The 25,885-nt window shown below is 38.2% G+C and carries 20 protein-coding genes and 1 pseudogene; 15 read left to right on the forward strand and 6 right to left on the reverse strand.

The genetic code is table 11. The annotated features are described in order from the left end of the window. Positions 1–53 precede the first annotated feature (53 nt). Together FAR12_RS16330 and FAR12_RS16335 are read left to right on the forward strand one after the other, a co-directional pair. Complete coding sequence (locus FAR12_RS16330) at positions 54–3,044, forward strand: PD-(D/E)XK nuclease family protein (protein ID WP_126409881.1); 2,991 nt, start codon at positions 54–56, stop codon at positions 3,042–3,044. After that, on the forward strand, positions 3,037–6,216 hold the full coding sequence (locus FAR12_RS16335) for a UvrD-helicase domain-containing protein (RefSeq protein WP_126409882.1): 3,180 nt from the start codon (positions 3,037–3,039) through the stop codon (positions 6,214–6,216). The genes FAR12_RS16330 and FAR12_RS16335 overlap by 8 nt, the downstream gene beginning before the upstream one ends. 35 nt (positions 6,217–6,251) lie before the next feature. Here the strand turns inward: FAR12_RS16335 and FAR12_RS24180 are convergent, their stop codons facing one another. The 3 genes and pseudogenes from FAR12_RS24180 to FAR12_RS16345 all read right to left on the reverse strand — a co-directional run bounded on the left by FAR12_RS24180 (position 6,252) and on the right by FAR12_RS16345 (position 8,235). Beyond that, positions 6,252–6,863 carry a PDC sensor domain-containing protein gene (locus tag FAR12_RS24180; protein WP_425456189.1) on the reverse strand — a complete coding sequence of 204 codons (612 nt, stop codon included), beginning with the start codon at positions 6,861–6,863 and terminating at the stop codon, positions 6,252–6,254. Further along, a pseudogene (locus tag FAR12_RS24185) lies at positions 6,837–7,385 on the reverse strand (methyl-accepting chemotaxis protein); the annotation flags it as partial. The pseudogene FAR12_RS24185 and the gene FAR12_RS24180, both read right to left, overlap by 27 nt. 325 nt (positions 7,386–7,710) lie before the next feature. Continuing rightward, positions 7,711–8,235, reverse strand: a complete 525-nt coding sequence (locus tag FAR12_RS16345) for a ribonuclease H-like YkuK family protein (RefSeq protein ID WP_126409883.1) — start codon at positions 8,233–8,235, stop codon at positions 7,711–7,713. 361 nt (positions 8,236–8,596) lie between these two features. Between FAR12_RS16345 and FAR12_RS16350 the strand changes: the two genes are divergently transcribed. From FAR12_RS16350 to FAR12_RS16365, 4 genes are all read left to right on the forward strand, one after another. Then, the gene (locus FAR12_RS16350; RefSeq protein ID WP_126409884.1) at positions 8,597–11,089 is read left to right on the forward strand and encodes a DEAD/DEAH box helicase; all 2,493 of its coding nucleotides are present in this window, start codon (positions 8,597–8,599) and stop codon (positions 11,087–11,089) included. Positions 11,090–11,317: 228 nt separating this feature from the next. Next, complete coding sequence (dacB, locus tag FAR12_RS16355) at positions 11,318–12,751, forward strand: D-alanyl-D-alanine carboxypeptidase/D-alanyl-D-alanine endopeptidase (RefSeq protein ID WP_126409885.1); 1,434 nt, start codon at positions 11,318–11,320, stop codon at positions 12,749–12,751. 93 nt (positions 12,752–12,844) lie between these two features. Continuing rightward, complete coding sequence (locus FAR12_RS16360) at positions 12,845–13,606, forward strand: hydroxypyruvate isomerase family protein (RefSeq protein ID WP_126409886.1); 762 nt, start codon at positions 12,845–12,847, stop codon at positions 13,604–13,606. A gap of 15 nt (positions 13,607–13,621) precedes the next feature. Further along, complete coding sequence (locus tag FAR12_RS16365; protein WP_126409887.1) at positions 13,622–14,503, forward strand: NAD(P)-dependent oxidoreductase; 882 nt, start codon at positions 13,622–13,624, stop codon at positions 14,501–14,503. A 23-nt stretch (positions 14,504–14,526) separates the two neighbouring features. Here the strand turns inward: FAR12_RS16365 and FAR12_RS16370 are convergent, their stop codons facing one another. Further along, positions 14,527–15,660 carry a CAP domain-containing protein gene (locus FAR12_RS16370; protein WP_246010419.1) on the reverse strand — a complete coding sequence of 378 codons (1,134 nt, stop codon included), beginning with the start codon at positions 15,658–15,660 and terminating at the stop codon, positions 14,527–14,529. Positions 15,661–15,918: 258 nt separating this feature from the next. Between FAR12_RS16370 and FAR12_RS16375 the strand changes: the two genes are divergently transcribed. The 7 genes from FAR12_RS16375 to FAR12_RS16405 all read left to right on the forward strand — a co-directional run bounded on the left by FAR12_RS16375 (position 15,919) and on the right by FAR12_RS16405 (position 23,622). Beyond that, positions 15,919–16,683, forward strand: a complete 765-nt coding sequence (locus tag FAR12_RS16375; RefSeq protein WP_126409888.1) for an exodeoxyribonuclease III — start codon at positions 15,919–15,921, stop codon at positions 16,681–16,683. A gap of 184 nt (positions 16,684–16,867) precedes the next feature. Continuing rightward, the gene (locus tag FAR12_RS16380; protein WP_126409889.1) at positions 16,868–18,301 is read left to right on the forward strand and encodes a DEAD/DEAH box helicase; all 1,434 of its coding nucleotides are present in this window, start codon (positions 16,868–16,870) and stop codon (positions 18,299–18,301) included. A 244-nt stretch (positions 18,302–18,545) separates the two neighbouring features. Next, positions 18,546–18,992 carry a branched-chain amino acid aminotransferase gene (locus FAR12_RS16385; RefSeq protein WP_126409890.1) on the forward strand — a complete coding sequence of 149 codons (447 nt, stop codon included), beginning with the start codon at positions 18,546–18,548 and terminating at the stop codon, positions 18,990–18,992. Positions 18,993–19,086: 94 nt separating this feature from the next. Beyond that, positions 19,087–19,998 carry a CBASS cGAMP-activated phospholipase gene (locus tag FAR12_RS16390; RefSeq protein ID WP_126409891.1) on the forward strand — a complete coding sequence of 304 codons (912 nt, stop codon included), beginning with the start codon at positions 19,087–19,089 and terminating at the stop codon, positions 19,996–19,998. Positions 19,999–20,139: 141 nt separating this feature from the next. Further along, positions 20,140–21,669 carry a class I adenylate-forming enzyme family protein gene (locus FAR12_RS16395; protein ID WP_126409892.1) on the forward strand — a complete coding sequence of 510 codons (1,530 nt, stop codon included), beginning with the start codon at positions 20,140–20,142 and terminating at the stop codon, positions 21,667–21,669. A 238-nt stretch (positions 21,670–21,907) separates the two neighbouring features. Continuing rightward, entirely contained in the window at positions 21,908–22,609 is a 702-nt protein-coding gene (locus FAR12_RS16400; protein WP_126409893.1) for an AraC family transcriptional regulator, read from the forward strand. Positions 22,610–22,698: 89 nt separating this feature from the next. After that, positions 22,699–23,622: an EamA family transporter gene (locus FAR12_RS16405; protein ID WP_126409894.1), complete on the forward strand. Its 924-nt coding sequence runs from the start codon at positions 22,699–22,701 to the stop codon at positions 23,620–23,622. Positions 23,623–23,737: 115 nt separating this feature from the next. Here the strand turns inward: FAR12_RS16405 and FAR12_RS23525 are convergent, their stop codons facing one another. Both FAR12_RS23525 and FAR12_RS16410 read right to left on the reverse strand, forming a co-directional pair. Beyond that, entirely contained in the window at positions 23,738–23,887 is a 150-nt protein-coding gene (locus FAR12_RS23525; protein ID WP_170209242.1) for a hypothetical protein, read from the reverse strand. Between the two features lie 147 nt (positions 23,888–24,034). Further along, the gene (locus FAR12_RS16410) at positions 24,035–24,250 is read right to left on the reverse strand and encodes a DUF2187 family protein (RefSeq protein ID WP_170972232.1); all 216 of its coding nucleotides are present in this window, start codon (positions 24,248–24,250) and stop codon (positions 24,035–24,037) included. A 198-nt stretch (positions 24,251–24,448) separates the two neighbouring features. Here FAR12_RS16410 and FAR12_RS16415 point away from each other — a divergent pair, with 198 nt between their 5' ends. Then, the gene (locus FAR12_RS16415; RefSeq protein WP_126409896.1) at positions 24,449–25,108 is read left to right on the forward strand and encodes a TetR/AcrR family transcriptional regulator; all 660 of its coding nucleotides are present in this window, start codon (positions 24,449–24,451) and stop codon (positions 25,106–25,108) included. Then, the gene (locus FAR12_RS16420; protein WP_126409897.1) at positions 25,101–25,841 is read left to right on the forward strand and encodes a GTP pyrophosphokinase; all 741 of its coding nucleotides are present in this window, start codon (positions 25,101–25,103) and stop codon (positions 25,839–25,841) included. Before FAR12_RS16415 ends, FAR12_RS16420 begins: the two co-directional genes overlap by 8 nt. Positions 25,842–25,885: the final 44 nt, after the last annotated feature.

The raw sequence follows: 25,885 nt of genomic DNA on the forward strand, positions 1-25,885 counted from the left end.
CCTTTAAAAAGGAAATACTAATATAATGATCTCAAATTTTGGGGGAGGTACTTATGAAATCATTAGTTAAAGAGCTAAAGCTACTGTGCGATAATTTCCCACTTACAGAGAAGATAATCATAGTGGATTCATTCCTTATCGGAGAACAGATAAATGTGGCCTACAATTTACAAGGGTACCATTCCATTAATCTTAAATTTAAAACAGCTTTTGATTTAGCGAGAGAAATCACTGAAATTTATGCTCCATCAATGGGCAAAATTCTTGACCCGACTATCGCTGAACAAATGATGTATTCTCTCTTAGATGATTTAAAAGCTGAGAACAAGCTTGACTATTTTTCTGGCATGGAAATTACCCCGACCTTCAGTAAAGCTATTTATTCAACCATTCGACAGCTACGAGGGGCAGGTTATTCAAAGGAAAACTTTCCGTTCGATGCCTTTCTTAGTAAAAGCAAAGCCGAGGATTTACATACGATTCTAGAGCAATTTGAAAGCTTACTAGAGCGTAACAAGCTCATCGATGAGGCGGCAGTATATTTAACAGCAAGTGAATTCGTGAATAAGCGTGATGATGTCATCTATATTCTTCAATCCAATTTGCAGCTGAACTATATGGCAGAAGAATTCTTGAAGCAGCTATTGCCAGAGCTTACTTATAAGCTGCCTCTTGCACAGGTTCGAGGGGTTCAGACGGTTGAAAAATCAGGTATCCGTTCGATTTCTTGGGGAGACACCTCGACTCTTAGTTATATTTATGATGTAGAGAATGCAAAGGACAAGCCGGAGTTGGCCTATTTCACCGCCAAAACGGAAGAGCTTGAGATTAAAGAAGTATTGGAAAGAATAAAGTCTTCCAACCTTCCATTTGATCAAAATGTTGTCTATTACACGAACTCTGAAAGCTATGTAACCCTCTTTTATCATTTAGCGCAACAAATTGACATTCCCCTCACGTTCGGTGAAGGATTACCGATATCCTTCAGTAGACCGGGAAGACTTGTTAGTGGCTTATTAAAATGGCTTCAAACGAATTATAGTGTACAGCCTTTTCTTGATTTATTACAGGAGGGGTTAATAGATATTGGTGATGAGGCTCCTAGTAAAGGGAAAATTGCAGGTTATTTGCGAGAGTTGCAGATTGGCTGGAGCAAACAACGCTATCTGGGGAAATTAGACGAAGAGATGCGTGCATTAGAAAAAGCGCTAGAGACAGCTGAACAAGAGGAGAAGAAGGCCCATCTAACAAAACAACTAAACGACTTGAATTGGTTATCAAAATGGTTTCAAGCCATTTTTAAACGATTACCAGAATATGATTCACAAATAAATTATCGAAGCTTTCTAGAAGGGATTGTTTATCTCTTAAGAAATTCCTGTGCGACAAAATCCGGAATGGACGAAGTTGGGAAGACAACCATTTTGGATACTATAGAAAAAGTCTTACCATATGCAAATGAGGTATTGTCTTCTTATGAAATTGTGGAAAAGGTCAGGGATTTATTACTTTCCCTTCGAATCAAGCAATCGAAGGCGAAACCAGGGCATCTTCATGTAGCTTCGTATCGCTCAGGCGTATACAACCATAGGCCAAACGTCTATATTGTCGGTTTGGATAATCGTCATTTTCCTGGCACGACAAGTGAAGATCCGCTGTTACTGGATCGAGAAAGAAAAGCACTTGGAAGAAATATTCCCGTGTTACAGAATACCGGACAAGAGAATCTTTACCTAATGAACCAGCTTCTTGCTCATACATCAGGACCTGTCACAGTCAGCTACTGCCATTTTGATATACATAATAATCGAGCGGTCAGTCCTGCCCATCTGTTTTTACAGCTATATCGCTATGGAACAGGAAAACATGAGGCGGATTTCAAAGAATTAAAGAGCCTGCCTTCCTATTTAACTGCAAGGGAAGTTATTGAAAATAAGGATTATTGGAATCAACTATTAAGTGATGAGTCAAATAAGGTGCTTGATTCGGAACTTTTAAGTCATTATCCCAATTTGGAATATGGTTTAAAGAGCGAAAAACACCGACAAGCACCTGATTTTACTGAATATGATGGTTTAGTTCAAGTGGAACAAGAAGCTTTGGATCCGCGCATCAATAAAGAAGAACGTGTTTCAGCGGCGAAGCTTGAAGCATTAGCGAAATGTCCATACTCCTATTTCTTACAGCATGTACTTCGAGTACGTCCAATTGAACATACAGAATACGATCCATATCGCTGGTTAGATGCGGCAACTCGCGGAAGCTTACTTCATAGCATTTTTGAAAACTTTTATAAGGAAATTAAAGAGGAAAAGCCATCTGTTAAAGCTCATGAGCATACGATTCAAACGATTGCAGGACAATTAATTGATAGGCAAAAAGAGCTGATACCACCTCCAAATGAGCGGATATTCGCAAAGGAGGTCGATGATATTCTCGCTTGCTGTTCAATTTTCTTAAAAGAAGAAGAGACTCATAGTGCGTCTTATAAACCACTCCATTTTGAATATGCATTTGGTGTTCGGGACCATGATCCGGCTGTTGTTACACTACCTTCTGGTGACACGATACTTGTGGCAGGAATGATCGATCGTATGGATGAAGCTGATTCGGGCGACTATCATATTATCGATTACAAAACAGGAAGTACGTATTCCTATAGCAATAAGGATATTTTTAAAGGAGGACGTCAGCTTCAGCATATGCTCTATGCGCTAGCAATTGAACAGCATCTTCAACTAGAGAGTGGAAAGGTTCAAGAGAGTGCGTATTATTTTCCGACAGTAAAGGGAATGGCCACAAGAGTTACACGGAAACAGGATGACACTGTCCGCAGAAATGGGCTCGATATATTAGAGCGGCTAATTGATGTGTTGAAAACAGGGACTTTCACGATGACAGATGATGAAAATGATTGTAAGTTCTGTGATTTCAAAGCTGTGTGTAGAAGGAAGTTTTATGATAAAGATGTGTTGAATGTAAAACAAATGGATCAAAACTTTGAAGAGTTACGCCGTTTTAAGGGGGTTCGAGCATATGACTAAAACGATAGTAGACCAAGCTGCACGCGATAAAATCAAACAGGATTTACACACGAATTTCCTCGTTGAAGCAGGTGCGGGTTCTGGTAAAACAACAAGTCTCGTTGATCGTATGGTCAATCTCATCTATACAGGTACGAGCAAAATCGAGCATATTGTCGCCATCACATTCACGAGAAAAGCAGCTGATGAATTAAAAGTCCGCTTTCAATCAGTCCTTGAAAAGACATGGAAAGAGGAAGTGGATGAAGCAATACGATATCGGTTAGCTGAAGCTCTGCAAAATATCGAACGCTGCTTTTTAGGAACTGTTCACGCGTTTTGCGCAAAGCTACTTCGTGAAAGACCGATTGAGGCGGGCCTAGATTTAGCTTTTAAAGAGTTAGAAGAGGCTGACGATGTAGATATCCTCGAAGAAGCATGGGGAATCTATTTACAGGCACTACAGGAAACTCGAATTGATGAATTGAATTCGGTTGAGGATTTAGGGATTTCTGTGGATGAGTTGTTCAGTTGCTTGAAGGAACTCAAAGATTATCCGGATGTCGAATGGGTAACGGAAACAGTAGAAAGACCTGACCTGAATACTGCTTTTCAATCCTTTATGAATATCGTTAAGGAAGCTCGAAGATGTATCCCTGAACAGGAACCAGACAAAGGCTATGATTCGTTACAAAAGGCGATCGTGACAGCCTTACAAAAAGTGCGGTTTATTGATGTAACAAAGGAAAAGGATATTATTTCAATCCTTACCCTTTTTGATAAAAAGCTTAAACCTACGTTAAATCGATGGGAATCAAAAGAGGATGCGAAATTTTACGAGGAGAAGATATCGACCACCTTCGAGGCTCTGATTAAGCCATTGCTTCAAGAATGGAAAGAATATTGTCATCCAATTATTACGAACTTTTTACTGGAAGCCATTCAAATTTATATGAGCTTGAAAAAGGAAAGATCCCTACTAAACTTTCAGGATTTATTGATAAAAGCCTCAACTCTTTTGAAAAATAATGGGGAGGTCAGAGCATATTTCCAAGACAAATATCGTTTTCTTCTCGTTGATGAATTCCAGGATACTGACCCGATCCAAGCGGAGCTTATGTTCTATTTAACGGGAGAGGACACGAATGAGCCTGTTTGGACGAGATGTAAACCGAAAGCTGGCTCTCTCTTTGTAGTAGGAGATCCGAAGCAAGCCATTTACAGGTTCCGTCGTGCCGATATCGACACCTATAATCGAGTTAAGGAGCTAATTGTGAACCATGGAGGAGAAGTCCTTCAGTTAACCATGAATTTCCGTACACTCGATTCGATTACAAATGGTCTCAACACAGTATTTAGTCGTTATCTGCCAGAAGTAGAATCAGTTTATCAAGCAGCGTATCGACCATTAAACTCTTTCCATGAGGATACAGGTGAAGAGTGGACAGGGATTAAACAATTGGTTGTACCAGCTGATTTTTCGAAAAAGGAAGAAATTATTGAAGAAGATGCGAAAAATATCGCTCTTTGTATTCGTCAGCAAATGGAGTCCGGTAAAAGTGCGAAGGATTTTATGATTTTAACACGCTATAATGACGGGATTGGACTCTATGTACAGGCAGTTGAAGCACTTGGGATATCGGTAAGTATTAGCGGTGAGGTCATTATTGGCGAAACAAGGGAATTTCAAGAGCTTAGTATTTTGTTAAAAACATTTACTGATCCAACGGATCAAATTAGTCTTGTTGCTGTTTTGCGAGGAATTTTCTTTGGTATTAGTGATAATGACCTTTATCAATGGAAAAAGGAAAATGGCTATTTTTCGATTTACGCTGAAGTGCCTGAAGGTCTTCCAACAGAAGTGAAGAAGAAGTTCGAATTGGCTCTTGGCAAGCTGAGATCCTATCAAAAATGGACGCGTGATCTTGCACCAACGGTCGCGATTGAAAAAATTATCGATGATGTCGGTTTTTATCCACTTTTACTCAAAAACAATCGCAGTAAACGGACGTATAAAAGCTTGCTACAAATCTTGACGTCTCTTCGCAAGCATGAAGCTAGTGGGAATAGCACTTATAAGCAAATTTTCGAGCGGTTAGAGGAGTTAGTCTTTGAAAAGTCCGTTGTGCTTAATATTGAGGAAGATGCTGATGCAGTCCGCATTATGAATGTCCATAAAGCAAAAGGGTTAGAGGCACCAATTGTATTTCTAGCACACCCAGCAAAGGTAGTTAAGCCGGAGTCCTTTTTAAATAAGCATATTAAACGGGAAGATAGCTATTCAAAAGGATATTTTGCTTTTTCGGTTCGAAATGGTTTTCAGGATAAGGAACTGGCACTCCCTGTTGGCTGGGAATCGGTAAAAGAGGAAGAACTCGCCTATTTAACGGAAGAAGAGCTACGAATTCTCTATGTAGCTGCAACGAGAGCAGAAAAGACACTCATCCTTAGCTCAAGTGCAAAAAATAACAATAAAAACCCATGGAATCATCTATTTGAAATTGAAAATATAGCAGAAATCGAGATTGATTCAAGGGAAGTGGAGTCGAATGAGGCTGTAGTTTCTGTTAGTCTAATGGACTACTTAAATAAAACAGAAGATACACTATCTTGGTTTGATAAAAGACGTGAAAAATCCTTTGAACACTGGAGTCCGACAAAGGATAAGGATTATGCTGTGATCGGGACGATTGAGCGGGAAGAGGGAGGAGGAATGGATTGGGGGACAGTCGTTCATGAAGTCCTCGAAAAGGTCGTACGCGGGATAGATGTATCTCAGTTTATAAAGTCCTTGCTTTCTAAATATGACTTCCCTATAGAAAGAGAAGAGGAAGTTATCGAGATTATAAGAAAGTTTCAACAGACTGAAATCTGGGATGATATTACGAAGGCTGAAATGGTCTTATCGGAGGTTCCTTTTACAAGAAAAATCACAAGAGAAGAGCCTTTGTATCGTTGGATAGAGGAGCAGGAAAGTGAAACGGTTCTTGTTAAAGGAATTATCGATCTAATCTATAAAACGGATGATGGTTGGGTGATTGTCGATTATAAGACTGACAGACCTACCAATAAAGAAGATTTTGCTAAGCTTGAAGAATTCTATCGCACACAGATTGAGTTTTACCAAGAGGTGTGGGAGAGGTTAACGAATGAGAGAGTAGCTCGAAAAAGTTTGTATTTTGTTTATGAGTAAAACTCAAAAAAGAGGAGCGAAAAAAGCTCCTCCTTTTAGTCAATGGTTAGATCGGCACCCAATATCCCAACTATTTGCCCTTCGTGAGTGTAAATAGGGAACGATAATGTAATACATGCTTTTTTCGTAAGAGCTGAAATATACACTTCGGAAACATAAATATGACCAGCTAAAGCTTGAATGAACCAAGGACGTGCCTTGGCATTGACGAGACCTGCTTTTGGATTGGAATAGACGAAGGTTCCATCGATGCGATTTGTCCATATTGCTTCCAAGACTGTGTAAGTCGCCAATACCTCATCCAAAATCGTTTGATGTTCTAATTCGTGCATCGATTGAATTTGTGATGAATGTAAGACAGGCTCAAGATTCAGTTTCATTTTTTCGATGGCTGCAGAGTCGACAACACTTACGCCTGATATCTCATGATGAACAACGCCTTGAAGCTCGCTTGAGGTTGCAGAAAGGGAATCGCTGATTGAGAGCATTTGATGGATATTTTGATGCTGTTTATCCATATCATCACTAACCTTAATGACAAAATCTTTGTTCTCAATTGATAAACTGGTAATTTGCTCGAGAAGATGAGCGATTTCTTTAACGTTTTCTGTTTGTTCATCGACTGCGAATGTCGAATCAGAAACCATATTCGTAATAGCTCCAAGCTTATCCTTAAAGGATTCCAAATAACTAAGCACGTTTCTTAATTCAGCCGTTCCTTCTTGTACTTCCTTTGTTTCTTTTTCAACCATTTGAGAGTTTAACTGAATTTCTTCTTGAATAAGGTTGATATTTTCTCTTGTTTCTTCTACTGCCAAGGAGGTTTGATTTGCAAGTTCTCCCACCTCATTCGCCACTACTGAAAATCCTCGACCATGTTCTCCAGCTCTTGCAGCCTCTATTGCCGCATTTAACGCTAATATTTTTGTTTTTTGCGAGATGGAGCCAATTGTGTGAACGATCGCATGAATATTCTCGGAGAACTTCACTAAATGATTCATTTGTTCAAGAAGTTGGTTATGGCTTTGACTAAGTTCTTCAAATTTCTTTTGCAAGTCTTGTAGGGATTTCCAAGAGATGTCTAAATCGATTTGTGAGCTTTGTGCTTTGGAAAGTATTTCTTGTGAGGAATTGGATATTTGAATGGCAGACGTTTCGATGGTTTCCATCTTTTTAGAAACTTGTATCGTATAGTCTACGGTTTTTTCACTATGGGACAATAATGTATTCGTGCTGTTCTTACTGGAGGTGGAGGTTTCTTCTAGCTCTATTGTTGCAATCTTAACTTGTTCGACGACACCGTTTAATTGGTCGACTGCAACTTGTACCTGTCCGTCAAAGTTTCTGCTCTCTAGTATTGGTTCAGGAACTACGTTTGTTTTTCCTTTTCTTTTTAGCAAAATCAAATAAAATCCCCCCTCATGTCATGTTTCCTAACATTATTATAATATATAATCTGACAAATGGGTGGAATTATTAGAAATTTCGATTTTGTTATTTCGTAAACCGGTTGGCATAGCTTGAAGCAACAAAGGAATTCGGTTTAATTTTTGGTTCTAGCCCCATCGATTCAATCCTTGCCATCATTTCCTCAACGTATATTTTTGTCTTGTTTTTCTTTCCAGAACCGATATCAATATGGCCCTCCATCGTAAAAGTGGCCCCATGATAAATATGGGGAAGAATAATATCAATCATCCTGTTTTTCTTTTCTTCAGTGATCAAGGCAACAATTTCTTCGGTTAAAGACGTTTCTCTCGATATTCGTTCATGCAATCGTCCCATTTTTCTAGGCACTGAAACCTTACGTATGCATGCCCACACGCCTTTTCCTTCGCTCTGAATAACAATTCCGGTGATAAAAAGCGTATAATCATGATGGACCTGTGAATCAGTCCCGATCATAAGCCGGTAATTACCTCGTTGATTTCGATTCATAAACTTTAAGATTCTATTAAATACATCTTCAAAGGACATGTTACGTTCCTGCAAATTCTGAAACCTGATGTCATTCACCATGTATCTGTCCTTTCGGTATAATAGTCTTTTAATAAGGTTGTACTCGTAATAATTGTTGTTAAAATCTTAAAGCCGATTTTAACGTAGAAATAGTCATTTGGTGCTTCTTAATTACGTTTGCATGTTTTTTTCTACGAAAAAAACTGGCTCTTTTCTCATTCAATTAAGGCTAGTTATATTGAAAATACAGATTAATTTACTGAATATTATTTCCAAAAACAACAAAGTTTGAGAAAAGAGCTTTTTATAAACTTATGCAAGAAGAAGAGAATATTGTTGGCTATTTACGGATTCGTTTCGTTCATAAAAATATTAATGCAATGGAAGAGTAATAATTAAAGCAAGAAAAAGAGGGGATATTATGTCACATTTAGAGACTTGGCATTCAAAAGCTATTCAATATACACAAACCAAGGTCAAGGAGGACCTATATAGTTATCTTGGCAGCAAAGAAAGTATCACAACGTTTGAACAGTATCTAGACGATCGGAAAAATTATTTGGAGCAAATTTGGGTGAATGTATGGTTGAATCATGCCACAAACCACATACCACGAGCTGAGAAGAAAGAGTTATTAAAAGAAAGAGACTTCGAGGTTGAGGGAGTGGATCGAAAAGTAATCAACCATCTGTTCCGTCAGGAAATCCGTGAATATAGACCCTTTGATGTTCTTAAATGGGTTAAAACCCATTTTTCAAAAGATGAAGTGGATTGGGATGCAATTTATGAAAAGGCGAGAGAACAATTTTTGATAAAGCAAGAGAAAGAACGACTAGCACAAGCCCGTGATCAAGTATTGAACGAGTTGGAAACGTCGATAGATGAGATGTTGACAGATGAATATCAGCTATTGTATTTACATACCCGCTACTATGTAGCAAAGGAATTAGAAAAATATAGCCATGTTCAGTTTGATAATTATTCACATATGGCTGACTTTTTCATGGAATGGACTGGTGTTGTACATAAATCGAGATACAAAGGTCGTTCATATTATGAAAATGAAACCTATGGGGAAGTATTCGAGGAATTGATCGGTCAAGATGTTATGAATAGCGTTCCACAGCTCATACTTGAAAGACTGAACAAAGATCTGATTGCTCGTTATGAGGAGCTTTTGGGGAAGCGAATGCGTGCTGCTAATATTCGAGATTTTCTCTATAATGAACTGTACGAAATTGCTTCAGATTTTATCGGAATTATTCAAGAGGAAGCTGTTGCTGACCTTCACTCCTTAGCAGAAATTCCGTTTGAAGAAGAAAATCATGAACAAATTTTACAGAGGGACTTAGCCGAACGAGATAGACGGAAGGCAGAGGAACTTGCTGAATTGCAACGAAAGCAAGAAGAAGAGGCTCGACGGATTGAAGATATCTTCGGGCAGGAATACCAGCCAGGGTTAGGCCGTGATATTAAATATGTCCTTCATATTGGTGAGACAAATACAGGGAAGACACACCATGCTTTGGAAAAAATGAAAGGGGCACCGAGTGGGCTTTACCTAGCACCACTTCGCCTTCTTGCTTTAGAAGTGTACGACAAACTAAACGCAGACGGGATTCCGTGTACGTTGAAAACAGGTGAGGAAGAAAAGCTTGCAACCGGTGCCCAGCATTATTCCTGCACGGTTGAAATGTTTCATGAGAAAGATTATTTTGATGTCGTTGTAATTGATGAGGCACAGATGATTGCAGATAAAGACCGAGGTTTTTCTTGGTATAAAGCAATCACGAAGGCGAATGCACGAGAAGTACATATTGTTGGAAGTAGAAACTTAAAGGATATGATGATACAGCTTTTAGGCGAAACCAATATGGAAATAAAAGAATATAGTCGTGAAATTCCACTCCAGGTAGAGAAAAAGAATTTTACACTTGAGCAGACAAAAAAGGGAGATGCTCTCGTTTGTTTTTCTCGGAAACGGGTGCTTGAAACGGCTTCGCGATTACAAAATCAAGGGCATAAGGTTAGTATGATTTATGGAAGTATGCCACCAGAAACTCGAAAAAAAGAGATGCTTCGATTTATTGATGGAGAGACAAAAGTAATCGTATCTACGGATGCGATTGGAATGGGTCTAAACTTACCAATACGTCGGATTGTTTTTCTCGAGACAGAGAAATTTGATGGAACTCGTAGAAGGAGACTGAATTCTCAAGAGGTTAAACAAATCGCAGGTCGAGCAGGGCGTAAAGGCATTTATGATGTTGGAAAGGTTGCCTTTACAAACGACATTAAAATCATGAGGCATTTACTCGAGCAAGTGGATACTCCTGTTCATACTTTTGCAATTGCACCAACCAATGCAGTGTTTGAGAGGTTCCAAAAATATTACCGGGAACTCGGGAGCTTTTTTGAGCTATGGGATAAATTCGAAAGTCCTCAAGGTACGCAAAAAGCGAGCCTTTCTCAGGAAAAAGAGTTGTATGAAATCATTATGGGAACAGAAATTGAAGCGCGATTGTCCATGATGGACTTGTATGGCTTTTTGCATTTACCTTTTTCCACAAAGGATTATGGTCTCGTACAACAGTGGAGAGATACGATGTTTGCGATCGTTCAAGGAGAAGAACTCCCTGATCCTGTGATTAAAAGGAATAATCTAGAGCAACAAGAACTGGCCTACAAGGCGATTGGACTTCATTTACTCTTCTTATATCGCCTGGATAAACGACTCGAGGCGACCTATTGGGAACGAATTAGAGAAGAATTAAGTGATGCTGTGCATGAATCCTTAAAAACTGAAGTGAAGAAAATGACTAAGAAATGTAGGAATTGTGGAAAGACACTTCCATGGGAGCATAATTTTCAAATCTGTGATTCATGTCATTTTTCTAGGTATCAGAGATGGTAGGTTGAAGGATATTAACTTTAGTGGACAATAAAATAGTTATGTTAACTAAAAGGGTTTTGAAATCGAATAAAATGTCTTATGGACACAGATGAAGCCTACTGCGGGTCATTTGAGTCAGTGATTCACTAGAGCATAGCTCTAGTGAATTTTTTCGTATATGGACCAATTTTTTCCTAAGTGGCTGGGTAAATTAGTAAGACGGTAAATGAATGATGGATGTGAATTGGATTGAAAAAAGGGTTAACTACACTATTTTTGTCGATCGTAATAATGTTCATTTTAGCACCTCATGTCTATGCGACTCTCCTGCAAAGTCAAATAGAGCAAGTACTCCAGTCAGAAGCGGATTTAAAGGGATCTATCGTAGGTATCAGTATTCGTTCAACAAAAACAGGCGAGATTCAATATGAGTACAATGGAAATACACGGCTTAAACCTGCATCCAACATGAAATTGATGACAGCGGCTGTTGCTCTGTCAATTTTAGGTGAAAACTATCGCTTTCAAACGGAAGTCAGGACTGATGGAGTCATTAAAGGACGCACTTTGAAGGGAAATCTCTATTTAGTCGGAAGAGGTGATCCTACTCTACGAGAAGAGGACTTCAACCAGCTCGCCAGTGAAATTAAAGGGTTAGGAATTACACAGATTGAAGGCAATCTAATTGGAGATGATTCCTGGTATGACGATGTTCGATTCTCTCCTGATATGATATGGAGCGATGAAGATGACTATTATGGTGCGCAAATTTCTGCTTTAACAGTATCACCGGATAAGGATTATGATGCAGGTACCGTTGTGATTGACGTGGTACCGGGGAAGACGGTCGGAGACCCAGCGGTAATTTCCCTTGTGCCGCAAACGAAATACGTTCATATCGTCAATAATGTGACGACTGTTACGCCTGAAGAAAAAACAAAAGTAACGATTAAAAGACTGCATGGTACGAATACAGTGATTGTCGAAGGGATGATTCCTTTGACGTCTATCCGAAAAAGGGAATTTGTAGGTGTTTGGGAACCAACAGGATATGCTCTAGACCTTTTTCGATTGTCTTTAGAGAGACAAGGGATTAAGGTATCAGGGAACGTCAAAAGGGGTGTAAGTACGAACAGTCATAGACTTGCTGTTCATCATTCTCCTACACTCTCTGTACTAATGGTGCCCTTTTTAAAGCTAAGCAATAATGTCCATGCAGAAATTTTAGTTAAAGAGTTAGGGAGAAAAGTAACCGGACAAGGAAGCTGGAAAAATGGCATACGGGTCGTCAAGAATGAGTTGGAAAAATACGGTGTGAATAGTGATGTACTCGTACTCCGTGATGGCTCAGGAATTTCCCATATCAATTCACTTACTGCGAATGAATTAACGCAGCTTCTCTATCAGGTTCAGAAAAAACCATGGTTTAATACATTTTATGATTCCTTACCCGTGGCTGGTAAAAAAGATAAGCTTATAGGTGGTACATTACGTAAACGAATGGCTCATTTAGATGTGCATGCCAAAACAGGAACTTTAACGACAGTTTCTTCGATTTCGGGGTATGCGAAGACAAAGAGTGGCGAGACAGTCATATTTTCAATATTGATCAATAATATTCTAAAAGAGGAAAAAGGAAAGTTAATCGAAGATAAGTTGGTTGAAATCATTACGAATCAATAATTATGTGGGGCTGTCTATGGACAGCTCTGTTTTTATGAAAAGGAATCCACTAGGTGAGTGTCGAAGTTATTATTTTCAAGGAGGGATATGAAGATGAATTTTTCTGTTAATGTATCAACCATTTTTACAGAGTTCCCTTTTTTAGAGCGTTTTAAGAAAGCAAAAGAAGCTGGATTTCAGTATGTGGAATGCCAATTTCCTTATGATTTAGAAGTCGAAAGAATAAAAGAAACATTAGATAATGAAGAATTGACTCTTACGTTAATGAATTTGCCTCCGGGGAATTGGGATAAAGGAGATCGGGGATTAGCGGTTGATTACGCTCGAGTAAAAGAATTCCGTCATTCTATCGAAAAGGGGATTGCTTATGCTACCGCATTAGGTGTGAAGCGAATTCATTGTATGGCAGGAGTTCCTCTAGATCGTGATGTAGCAAGAGGGGCGTATGTGAAAAATATCCAATACGCTGGAGAAAAACTGGCTGAACTTGGAATTACACTCCTTATCGAGCCCATTAATTCATTTGATATGCCAGGTTATTATTTATCTAATCTTCATGATTCCGTACAGATTCTCAAAGAAATTGCTTTGCCAAATGTAAAGCTTCAATATGATTTTTATCATATTCAACGAATGCACGGAAATCTCATCGCCAATTTTGAACAATATTTTGAGTACATAGGTCATATTCAAATTGCGGATACACCTGGTCGCCACGAACCAGGTACGGGTGAAATTCATTTTGAAAATATTTTTAGAATGATAGAGTTGTCCGGTTACGATGGGTTTGTTGGACTAGAGTATACCCCAAAAGGTAGAAGTGAAGATAGTTTTTCGTGGATTTCGCATACATAGAAAGGAGCAATACGGATGAAGATTGGTTTTATTGGATTAGGTGTGATGGGAGCACGGATGGTGAAACGTTTCCTCGAGGCTGGACATGAGGTATTCGTTTTTAACCGTACACCAGAAAAAGCTGAATTCTTAGTAAAATTAGGTGCATTAAGGGCAAAAGATATTCCTTCTTTGGCTGAGCAATCGGATGTAGTGTGTAGCTGTCTTTCTATGCCTGAAGATTCGATTAAGGTTTTTCTCGATGGAGTGATACCTCATGCCAAGTCTGGTACGATTTGTTTGGATTTTTCTACGGTAGGCGTAGATACGAGTAGAATCATCTATCAAAAAGCGCGAGAAAAGGGAATTGATTATCTTGATACTCCAGTTAGCGGTGGTCCTGAGGGAGTAGAAAATGGAACTTTAACGATTATGGTTGGTGGGGAAAAGGAAGCGTATGAACGAGTGCGTTCCCTTTTAAATAGCTTAGGAGAAAAGATTGAGTATCTTGGAGGAACTGGTTCTGGAAGCATCGCTAAGTTAATCAACCAGTATTTAGTAGCGGTACACTCAATTGCAGCCTCTGAAGCAATGGTCGCTGGTGCAGCATTTGGGTTAGATAGTGAGCAACTATATAAACTATTAAAATTGAGCTATGGGCAAAGTCGTATGCTTGAGCGCCATATGGAGCAATACGTATTAGATCGGAACTTTGAGCCTGGAGGAGCAGTGAAGTATGTCCATAAGGATGTAAAACTTGCAAATCAACTATTTGAACAAGCTGGGCTGACGGAAACATTAGGTAAGTTAGCAGAGAATTCTTTTTCACACGCCATGAGTATTGGACTTTCTGACCTCGATATGTCGGCCGTGATCAAGCCTTTAGAAGATAAATCAGGTGTTGTGGTGAAAAAATAAGACTCCGTGATGCACACGGAGTCCTATTTTGTAAAATAGTTTTGCGTATAGTAAGGATGGGATTCACTGTTAAAGGCGACTCCGACACCTAGATAGTCAAAGTCTTTTTGCAAAATATTTTCCCGATGTCCTAATGAGTTCATCAGGCCCTCATGTGCAAAAATGCTACTGAATTGACCATAAGCCAAATTTTCTCCAGCAACAGAAAAGGTGATCTGGTCTGCAAGCATCCGGTCAAAGGGGGATTGGCCCTCTAAATTTGTGTGATCGAAATAATTGTTTTCGGCCATATCTGAGCTATGCTTCCTTGCAGTATTCCTCACACGTTCATCCCAGGTTAGAATATTTAAACCGTGATTTACTCTAGTGGAATTTGTGAGGTCAAACATTTGAAGCTCAAAGCCTTCTTTCAACTGCTCACTTGCTTTTGTATAAAAATCTTTCTTGCTTTCTTCAATATCCTTATGAATCAATTGAATCGATGTTACCGTATTATCCTCATGGATATCATAGAAAATGGTTACATAGCTATCGTCCAACATAAACACATCGTAGTTAGAGTCCTCCTGGAGCTGATAATAGACAAATCCTTTTTGAATCCTTGCTAAAGGCTTCCCAAGCTCTGCTCTTACGGTATCTTTTGTAGTTCCGAGGTTTACATTTTTTGTGGAGGAAATGATATTTTGATTGGTGAAAAGACCTACTACTTGATCGGAATCATTATACATAACCTCGATAAAATTTTGATAGTTTTGATGATAGGTACTCCAGTTCAAACCATATTCATTATAGGAAACTCGCTGCGGTTCGCCTAGAACTTCTTCAACCTGCTGTTTGGTCTCACCAATTTCTGTGTTATAAAAAGAGAAGGTTTGTTCAAGGGGAGGCGTAAGTTCAGGTTCTTTGATCTTTTCTGGTATAGCGAGTTTATTCGGTGATGTCGGTTCATTTTTTAAATCTTCTATAATTGTTTGGATTGCCATAATAAAGCTGGTGATACGAGCTTCTAATTCTCCGCTTTGAATAAAGCTTTGAACATCTTCTTTTATATGATCGAAAGTGGAAACCACTTTTTCCTCGTTAAATTTATCGTCTATATATGTCCATCCAATGCTGATTAGAAAAATGAATGATAACAAGAGAAAAATTCTCCTCAAGATAATCCCTCCTTCCATCCATTTAGTGCGGATATATTCCAGTCTTGCCATATTTTCTTAATTTAATATATGTGTTAGTTTGGTAATGTGAGAAAGATATACATATTTGAACAAAACATTATCTGATGTAGTAGCAATTCATTATATTACCATCATTAACAAGACGATTATGTTTAACTCGATTCATCTTTTATAGTATAGTAGAATGTATGTTTAAGGAAGTAATTCGATAGAGTAAGGCAAGGAGATTTTAAATATATGAAATTAGTATCATGGAACGTAAATGGAATTCGTGCATGTGTGAAAAAAGGCTTTCTAGACTATTTTCACGAAGTGAATGCGGATATTTTTTGTATACAAGAATCAAAGCTTCAAGAGGGACAGATTGAGCTAGAGTTAGATGGCTATTATCAATATTGGAATTATGCTGAAAGAAAAGGTTATTCTGGTACAGCTGTGTTCACTAAGCATAAACCAATTTCAGTGAGTTATGGGATTGGAGAACGGGATGACGAAGAAGAAGGAAGAAGCATAATTCTCGAATTTGCTGATTTCTATTTAGTGAATGTCTACACGCCAAATTCAAAAAGAGACTTGGCTCGGTTAGATTATCGCCTTCAATGGGAGGAAGAGATTAGAGAATATCTACTTGAATTGAATTCAATCAAGCCTGTTATTTATTGTGGTGATTTGAATGTGGCTCACGAGGAGATTGACCTCCGTAATCCGAAATCGAATATTGGGAACTCTGGTTTTACAGATGAGGAAAGAGGAAAAATGACGGAATTGCTCAATGCTGGTTTTGTCGATAGTTTTCGTCACCTTTATCCAGACAAAACAGATTCGTACACTTGGTGGAGCTATATGGCTAAGGTTCGTGAAAGAAATATTGGATGGAGAATTGATTACTTCATCGTTTCTCAGGCACTTGAAAATAGAATCGAGGATGCAGAAATCCACCATGAAGTTCTTGGTAGTGATCATTGTCCAGTTGTTTTAAAAATGACTAACTTAAACGCATAGTTTATTTTATGATACAAATTTTGCAATCATGAAGCGTCCATATAATAATCGCCTAGGTTGCGAATAAATGTTATGGGGAGTCGAACTGACTCTCCTTTTGTATTTGCAAAATGAGAAGAAAAACGGCAAAATAAGCACAGAAGAATACGTAATACACAAAGCAACAAGAAAGTAGGAAATACATATGGCGGATTTTTTGTCCCTAGGAATTTCAAAGAAAGTCGTGGATCAGCTTGCGCATAATGGGATAGTCATTCCAACTCCGATACAGGAAGCTGCGATTCCACATGTATTGGAAAATAAGGATATTATTGCGCAGGCGCAAACAGGGACGGGAAAGACACTGGCCTTCCTTTTACCAATATTAGAAAAAATAGTGCCGGACTCTCCAGATGTACAGGCGTTAATTGTCACGCCTACAAGAGAACTAGCACTACAAATTACATCGGAAGTAAAGAAGCTTATTGAGAATATGGATGGAGTCGAAGCACTTGCTGTTTATGGTGGACAAGATGTAGACAAACAGTTGAAAAAGCTTAAAAGACACGTTCAAATCGTCGTGGGTACACCAGGCCGCTTATTGGATCATATAAGAAGAGAGACTCTATCTTTGGGGAATATTTCTTTTCTTGTCCTCGATGAGGCCGACCAAATGCTACATATCGGCTTTTTGCATGAAGTCGAGGAAATAATTAGAGAAACTCCTCGCACGCGCCAAACGATGCTCTTTTCAGCGACTATGCCGAATGAAATTAAAACTCTGGCAAAGAAGCATATGAATGAGCCAGTTAATATTCAAGTGGAGAAAAAACAAGGTCCAGCTTTATCGGTAAAGCAAATCGCGCTCCACACAACTGACCGCGCGAAGCAGGGGACGATCATTGAATTGATTGAGACGCATCGTCCATATTTGGCCGTGATTTTCTGCCGAACAAAGCGGAGGGTTACGAAGCTATTTGGAATTTTAAAAGCACACGGCTTTTTATGTGATGAACTACATGGTGATTTATCTCAGGCGAAGCGGGAACAGGTGATGAAACGGTTCCGTGATGGGGAAATTCAACTCCTCATTGCAACCGATGTTGCCGCACGTGGACTTGATGTTGAGGGTGTCACACATGTATTTAACTATGATATTCCCCTAGATGCGGAAAGCTATGTTCACCGTATCGGGAGAACTGGTAGAGCAGGCATGAAGGGACTAGCCATTACCTTTTATTCACCGGCAGACCGCCAAACTCTTGAAATGATTGAAAAAGAATTAAATATTCGTATTCCCAAGCAGAATATTGGCAATGTGGAAACGAAAGCACCAAAAGATGAACGTAAACAACAGAGGGGCGCAAAAACAAGGCCTAGAGAAGAGAGTCGCGGTGGAAGACAACCCTCCAAGAGAACAAAAGAACAAGGTTCTAAACCGAGAGATGGAAGAAAGACGGAAGAGAAAAAACATAGAGATTTCAAACAAAAAGGAAATGCTGAGGCGGGCAAGGGCCGTCGAAATGCCGGCTCAAAGTCTGATTCAAGAACAGGGGCAAAGGCTGGATCAAAACCAGGCTCAAGACCTGGAACAAAACCATCTAATCGTAAATCTGCTGCAAATAAGAAACGAAGATAGTAACCCATTTTGAAATAGATATATAATTAAGGCTCTTTTCACAAAGATTGTTGTTCTTAGATAATATTTGATTAAATGAATAGCGATATAACCTTTTAATAACTGTAAAAAAGTAGCGAAAAGTGCCGTGCAAAAATAATTTGTAGCACTAAACCAAGTAGGAAGTGTAAATGTCGGTTTTTGGACATTTACGAAAAAAACAACAATCAATAGGAAAACAGCGATAATTAAAGGAGTATTCTACATGGAAGCAAATCAAGTGTATATTGAACGCTGCGACAAGGAAACAGAAAATCTATTAGCGGAAGAAGGTCAAGCTTTTTTAAGCAATCCAATTGATTATTTACTTGCTCATAAAAATGAGTTTGTTTATATCGAAGCTACCCATTTTAACGAAATCGGGGTAGATGCGCTATCGATTGAGATAGACGATGTCTTCGGTACGTACGATGTGATGTTAGGGTTAAAACTCCAAAAAAAGCATGAACAAACAATTAAAGCGTTCCTTAATCGAGAGTTACAAGGCGACGACATTAAGTATGATTTAATGTTTGATCAAAATGATGGTTTGTGGAATGTAAATTTCACTTTAAACTATTTACCCGATTTTCGTGAAAGCATGACGTTTCAAGAAGCATTCACGAGCATTTATGAGTTTTTAGCTAAGTTAGTACAGGAAGTCAAAAATTAAGTTTTGTGGACATGGCAGCTAGCCATGTCTTTTTTTGTTTCAACCTCATTTCATGCCATAATAGAGAAAATAGAATGGGGAGAAGGTGAGGAATATGAAGATTTTATGTATGGATGGTGGTGGCATAAGGGGCGTCTTTGCAGTCGCTATTTTAGCAGCGATCGAGGAGGAGATGGGAGAGCCGATTAGCAATGCATTTGATATTGTCGCAGGAACAAGTACTGGGTCGATTATTGCAACTGCAGTTGCTTTGAATAGAAAAATGAGTGACCTTCTGCAACAGTACAAAATGTATGGTGAGAAAATTTTTCTTCGCCAGGCAAAGGTCGGATTATTCAAAACCGTATACAGTGATCGGTATTTAAGACGCTTTTTTCAAAAAGCCTTTGGCGACCTAACCCTTGCAGAAATTGAAAAGCCCTTGCTAATCCCGGCTGTGGACCTAACCCATGGAAATCCTTATGTTCATCGCTCGAATTTCGGTAAGGCTGAACAAGAAAATGATCTATCGATTAAGGTATGGGACGCTGTTTTATCCTCTTGTTCGGCTCCTATCTATTTTCCGCCAAATAATATGGGCAATAAGTTCTTATCCATTGATGGTGGATTATGGGCGAATAACCCCTCACTCGTAGGGATTACAGAAGCGATGCATCACTTCAAAGAAAAAATTGAGAATATCCAAATTTTATCGATTGGTACCGGCAAGCAAAAAATAGATTTTACTGACGATGGTAAAACAAGTTGGGGGGTTAAAGAGTGGCTTCCATTTCATCTTCCGTCGCTGAAAGTTACACCAAAGTTGCTTGATTTGGCTCTTCATCTTTCCTCAGAGTCTGTCTCTTATCAATGTGAACATTTACTCGGTTCCAACTATTTGAGAATTAATGAGGACCTTGGCGATGAAATACCGTTCGACGAAGTGAAGTATATGGATCAATTAATCCAAATTGCCTCGGATTGTATCGAAGGAAATAAGGAAAGAATTATCCAATTTATAAGGTAAAACCGTTAATATTTAATATTAGCGGTTTTTTTACATAAATAAAGAAAACATCTTAAAAGTGTAGTAGAATGGATATAGGATTATAATTCAGAATATTCTTACATAAAATTTATTAAAGAATCTGAAAGGAGCGGATGGGAAGTGCTATTAAAAGATTTGCTTGAAACAAATATTGACAAGCATGGGGAGTATCCGTTTTTATACTTCAAGGATCATTCCTACACAAATACGGAAACGAAAGTATTTTCGGACCAATTTGCAAATGGATTGAATGAAATGGGTATCGAAAAAGGAGATCGTGTTATCGTCTGTATGCCAAATTGTCCAGAGGTACTCTTTGCCTATCAAGGTATCACAAGAGCTGGAGCAGTAATTGTACCGGTGATGTTTATGCTTCATCCTCGTGAAATTCACTTTATTGCTCGCAATTCTGGCGCAAAGGCGATTATTACCTCCTCGCATATTTTAAGACATGTAGAAATGGCGATAGAGGAATTATCCTCGCAACCAGCTGTCATTGTTGTTGATGTAGCAACAAATGAAAAGGCTTACAATTTTTATGATGTGATGAAAAAACAAACATCTGTTGATCGTGAACTGGTTGAAATGCTTGACGAGAATGATGCGGCGATTATCCTTTACACCTCAGGAACAACGGGAAATCCAAAAGGTGTTGTGCTTACTCATAAAAATCTTTACTCTAATGCAGCCAATTCGTGCGAACATAGTAAAACGGAACAAGGAACAACACTCGGTGTATTACCCCTCGCACATGTGTATGGGTTAACGATCTCGAATATTTGTTATTTGACGGGGAGCTCAATTGTTATTTTTCCAAAGTTCGAGTTGACCGAAGTGTTTGCAGCGATTGAAAAATATCAGGTTAAAACCTTTTCTGCAGTCCCTGCCATGATTCATGCGATGCTATCATTTCCTAAGGCAGATGAATATGATATTTCTTGTCTTGAATCCGTTAGTTCAGGTTCAGCCCCACTGCCCGTTGCCTTAATTCATGGATTTAAGCAAAAATTTGGTGCTGATGTTCAAGAAGGATACGGCCTATCTGAGGCAGCTCCGATTGTAACAGCACATGGAAAAGGAGCAGTCATTAAACCAGGCTCTGTTGGTACGCCAATACCAGGCGTTGAAATTCGTATCGTCAATGACGAAGGAGTGGAGCTCCCTAGAGGGGAGGTAGGTGAACTGATTGTTCTGGGCCCGAATGTGACACCTGGGTATTTTCAAAACGAGGAGGAAACAAATCGAGTTTTGAAGGATAGCTGGTTGTTTACAGGTGACATGGGGCGGATGGATGAAGATGGGTATTTATATATTGTTGATCGAAAAAAAGATTTAATCATACGTGGAGGCTTCAATTTATATCCACGTGACGTAGAGGAAATTCTAAGTACCCATGGAGCAGTCTCAGAGGTTGCCGTCATTGGAATACCAGACGAGAGAATGGGTGAAGAAATGGTTGCGTGTGTCGTTAAGAAGCCAGACTCAATTGTATCAGAACAGGAATTAATCGCTTTTTGCCAAGAGAGACTTGCTAAGCATAAAACTCCAAGAAAAGTTCTATTTTTAGAATCACTACCAAGAAATGGCGTCGGAAAAATCCTCAAGACACACTTACGTCAAACAGCTGCAGAACTGGATTCAGTTAAATAAATATAGAGAGAATCTGGTAAAGAAAATCTGAATTAACAGTAAAAATAACGTGCTAAATCGCATTTGGTTTAGCACGTTATTTTTTGTTGGATACTTGTGTTTTGAGCTAAACACACGAATTGTGATACCGTATGTTAATCAACCAATTAATTGTAAGTTAATTTAGAATTCAAGAAAAATATCATATAATGAAATGAGAGTGTACGAAGAAATTAAATCAAGAATTAGGGGGGCGCTAATGGATACTGTTAACCACATAATATGTGAGAAAAGATCTTATACTAGAGATTTTAATTCTCACCATCATGAGTTTGGACAATTTCTTTTTCCATTAAAAGGATCATTGGACATACATACGAAGTGGCAAGAAATAAACCTTAACTCAGATTATTGTTTTTACATCCCCCCTAAAATAGAACACAGCTATCGTTCTATAGATAGGAATGAGTTCTTAGTTTTAGATATACCAATTCAGTATTTACCAGATGATACGAGTGACATGTATATACGTTTAGATGAAAAATGGACTTCTATCCGTTATTTGCTATTGGAAGAGGCTAAGAATCAAGAAAATTTGTCTTCATTAGTTAATTTAACTAGATATGTGACTGACAAAATTCAAACCACTAATCCAACTTCTATTGAATACATTCATAAACACTATAAGGAATCAATTCGATTAGAAACTTTAGCTAGTATCGAGCGTTACCATCCAGTGTATTATTCATCATGGTTTAAGAAAAAAATGGGGAAAAGCCCCAAAGCATATATTACTGAACTACGATTGAAAGAGGCTAAACATTTATTAATTTCAACAAAATGGTCAATGTCGGAAATTAGTGAGGAATTGCGATTTGAGAATTCTTCATCTTTCACAAGGTGGTTTGTTAAGTTTGAGGGCATATCTCCACAAAAATATAGAATTCTTAATAATGGATAAAAAGGTATTAAACTTGGTAAAGAAAATTTTTATGAATTTTTCTATTATAAGTTTAATATTCTTTTTATTTTTATATTGAGGTGAGCAAAATGAAGGAGAAATTGCCCCCTTTTTTTATATTACTCGCAGCGATACTATGGGGGACAACGGGGACGACTCAAGCATTTGCACCAGAAACAGCACATCCAATAGCTATTGGAGCTACTCGTTTAGCTGTTGGAGGTCTATTTTTATTATTAATTGTTCTGGTAATAGGAAAATTTAACTTTCAAAATTGGCCCATTAAGTCAACGATAATGGCTTCCTTGTGTATGGCTTTATATCAACCATTATTTTTCTCAGCAGTTTCGATTACGGGAGTGGCTATTGGGACAGTTATAGCCATTGGGAGTGCACCGATCTTCTCAGGTCTAACGGAATGGATATATTTAAAGATTCGTCCATCAAAAATTTGGTGGTACTCTACTTTCCTATCAATAGTAGGTTGTCTAATGCTCTTTGTAAAAAAAGAATCGGTTTTGGTTGACCCTGTGGGAATTGTAATGGCCATAGGTGCTGGTTTTTCTTTTGCATGTTATACGCTTATAAGTAGAAGTCTGCTTGAAAAGCATTCCTCTTTATCCGTGGTAGCAGTCGTTTTCACACTTAGTGCAATTTGTTTATCACCACTTTTATTTATTTTTGATATGTCTTGGATAATGAGTTTTCGAGGAGTGGGGGTAAGTCTTCAACTCGGGATTATGGCAACTGGGATAGCCTATTTACTTTTTGCCAAAGGTCTAATCGATGTTTCTTCATCAACTGCGGTTACCCTTTCTTTAGCTGAACCCTTAACTGCAGCATTATTGGGAGTATTCCTATTGGGTGAATACTTAACGGTCACTTCCTGGTTAGGAATGTTTCTCTTATTGCTAGGAATTGGATTATTAATAAGTGGGACTAAAAAGTCTACCAGTATAAAAGGAACTTTAAATTATTCAGTGGTAAGTGACACTAAAAATAAACGGTATTAGGTGGGGTTCCTGAAGAAGGGGATGTTATGCTGGAAATCAACAAATGTATAACCAAAACAAAAAGAGGAGTCCCCAAACTTTTTCGGGACATCCTCTTTTCAGATCTATTCAAATTTTATTGACTTTTTAAATCAGTAATTGGTAACGTGATGACTTTGCCACCGATTTGAACATGAACGGTGTCATTAAAAATAGCTTTCACTAATCCTTTTAAGGAAATCTGTGAATCAACTTTTAAATTTTTGTTTTCAGGGGTTTTTGTCATGTTTTTTACCCTCCAGAAATTAAGTTAATTAAACTCTATTTAAGTCGGAAAAATAATTATTAATATTATAAATCAGAAGTTGCAAAATGATCAAATAAAACATCTGTATTGAGAGCAGAATGTTTGTTGACCCCAATTCACATTATCTTAAGCTTCTAAATTTAACGAATTGGACTCTAGAACAAAATAGTGCTTATGAGATACAACAGTCAATGGAGTCTCTAATTTTAAATAATCTGCATCTGTATCATTTAGTTTTACAATAACGCTCTCTTCACGTACACGAGTCACTTCACCAACAAAGCGTTCTCCGTTTCTAGAAAATTGTATTTTATCTCCTAAACTTGCCTTCTGTGAATTCAATCGCAAACGACTCCTCAAACTAACAGAATACAGTTCATGTCCATTTATTCATTATACAAGGGGTGTAAGAAGATAATGTAACAAATAAACATGAACCATAGTTCAAGTATTACATGTGATGAAATGAGTGTCAATAAAAAAGGTGAACTCTAGTTCATCTTCTGTTCCTGTGCTATAATGATGAATGAGGTGACGACTATGACTGAAAAGGACGAGACTCAACTTATAGGTGAGTTGCCAATTATTCCGAAACAAGTGCGAGCCCATGAAAAGAGGGAAGCTTTATTAAAAAGCGGAAGAATCCTCTTTACTGAAAAAGGGTATGACCAAACAAATGCAAAGGAAATTGCACAGCACGCAGGTGTCGCAACTGGCACTTTTTATCGATATTTTTCAGATAAACGACAGCTTCTCATGTCCATTCTGGAGGATAAGCTCGAAAGCTTAATGCCTCCTGAGCTAGTCTGGGTAAACGTTAATCCTGAAGTTTATCTTTCGTCACTTTTAGAAGACCATTTTAATCGGTTGCGAGAAAAAGGGATTCATCGTGTTCTACCAGAGCTGATTCACAGAGACCCTGAACTTGCAAAAGTTTTGATGAATGTGAAGAGAAGTATTGTTGGACGGATTCATACAGGTCTTGAAAAAGCAAAAGCAAAAGGTTTTACTTGGGAAGATCTAAATTTGGAAACAGTATCTTGGACGCTCATGTCCATCCTTGAAAAAATACCTGAAATGTATACGGAAAGTGGAAATACTCCAAATTTTGATGAATTAGCGAAGATTATTTGTAGACTTGTTTTTCCTCCTGAAAAAATAGAATTAATGGCTCAAAACATTACTACTAGAGATGAGTGAAAGTATGGATATACAAGAACTGAAGAATTTGAAGACAGAATTAACAAGATTTATGATGGCTTATAAATTTGCGTTAGATGAAATGAATACAAAGATTAATATCCTAAAAGAGGAATTTCATTACATTCATGATTATAACCCAATTGAGCATGTATCCTCTCGGGTGAAATCACCGGATGGTATTTTAAAAAAGGTAATGAGAAAAGGACATGAACTGTCTTTATCTTCGATTAGAGAACAAGTTAAGGATATTGCGGGCATTCGGATCACATGTTCTTTTATTTCGGATATATATGAAATAAGTGAGATGTTAAAGAAGCAAAAAGATGTAAAAATCCTTAATTGTAAGGATTATATTCAAAATCCAAAGCCAAATGGCTATCAAAGCCTTCATTTAATCGTGGAAATACCGATTTTTATGTCTGACCGAGAAGAACATATTCCAGTCGAAATACAAATTAGAACGATTGCGATGGATTTTTGGGCAAGTCTCGAGCATAAGATATTCTATAAATATAACAAAGCGGTTCCGGGACATTTACTTACAGAGTTAAAGGAAGCAGCCATTACGGCAGGCGAGCTCGATCGAAAAATGGAGCGGCTCCATAAGGAGATGACGGCAATTAAGGAACTGGAGAATGAGAAAACAAGTAAGCAACTATTTTTAGGGATAGATGAAGAAACCTTTAATCTCCCTACGTATCTGTTAGAATCTTTAACAAAAAAAGTATGATGTAGGGTGCAAAGCACAAAAGGCATTTTGAAAATCAAATGCTT

Origin of the sequence: Bacillus yapensis (assembly GCF_005280205.1) — a bacterium.
Classification (GTDB): Bacteria; Bacillota; Bacilli; order Bacillales; family Cytobacillaceae; genus Robertmurraya; species Robertmurraya yapensis.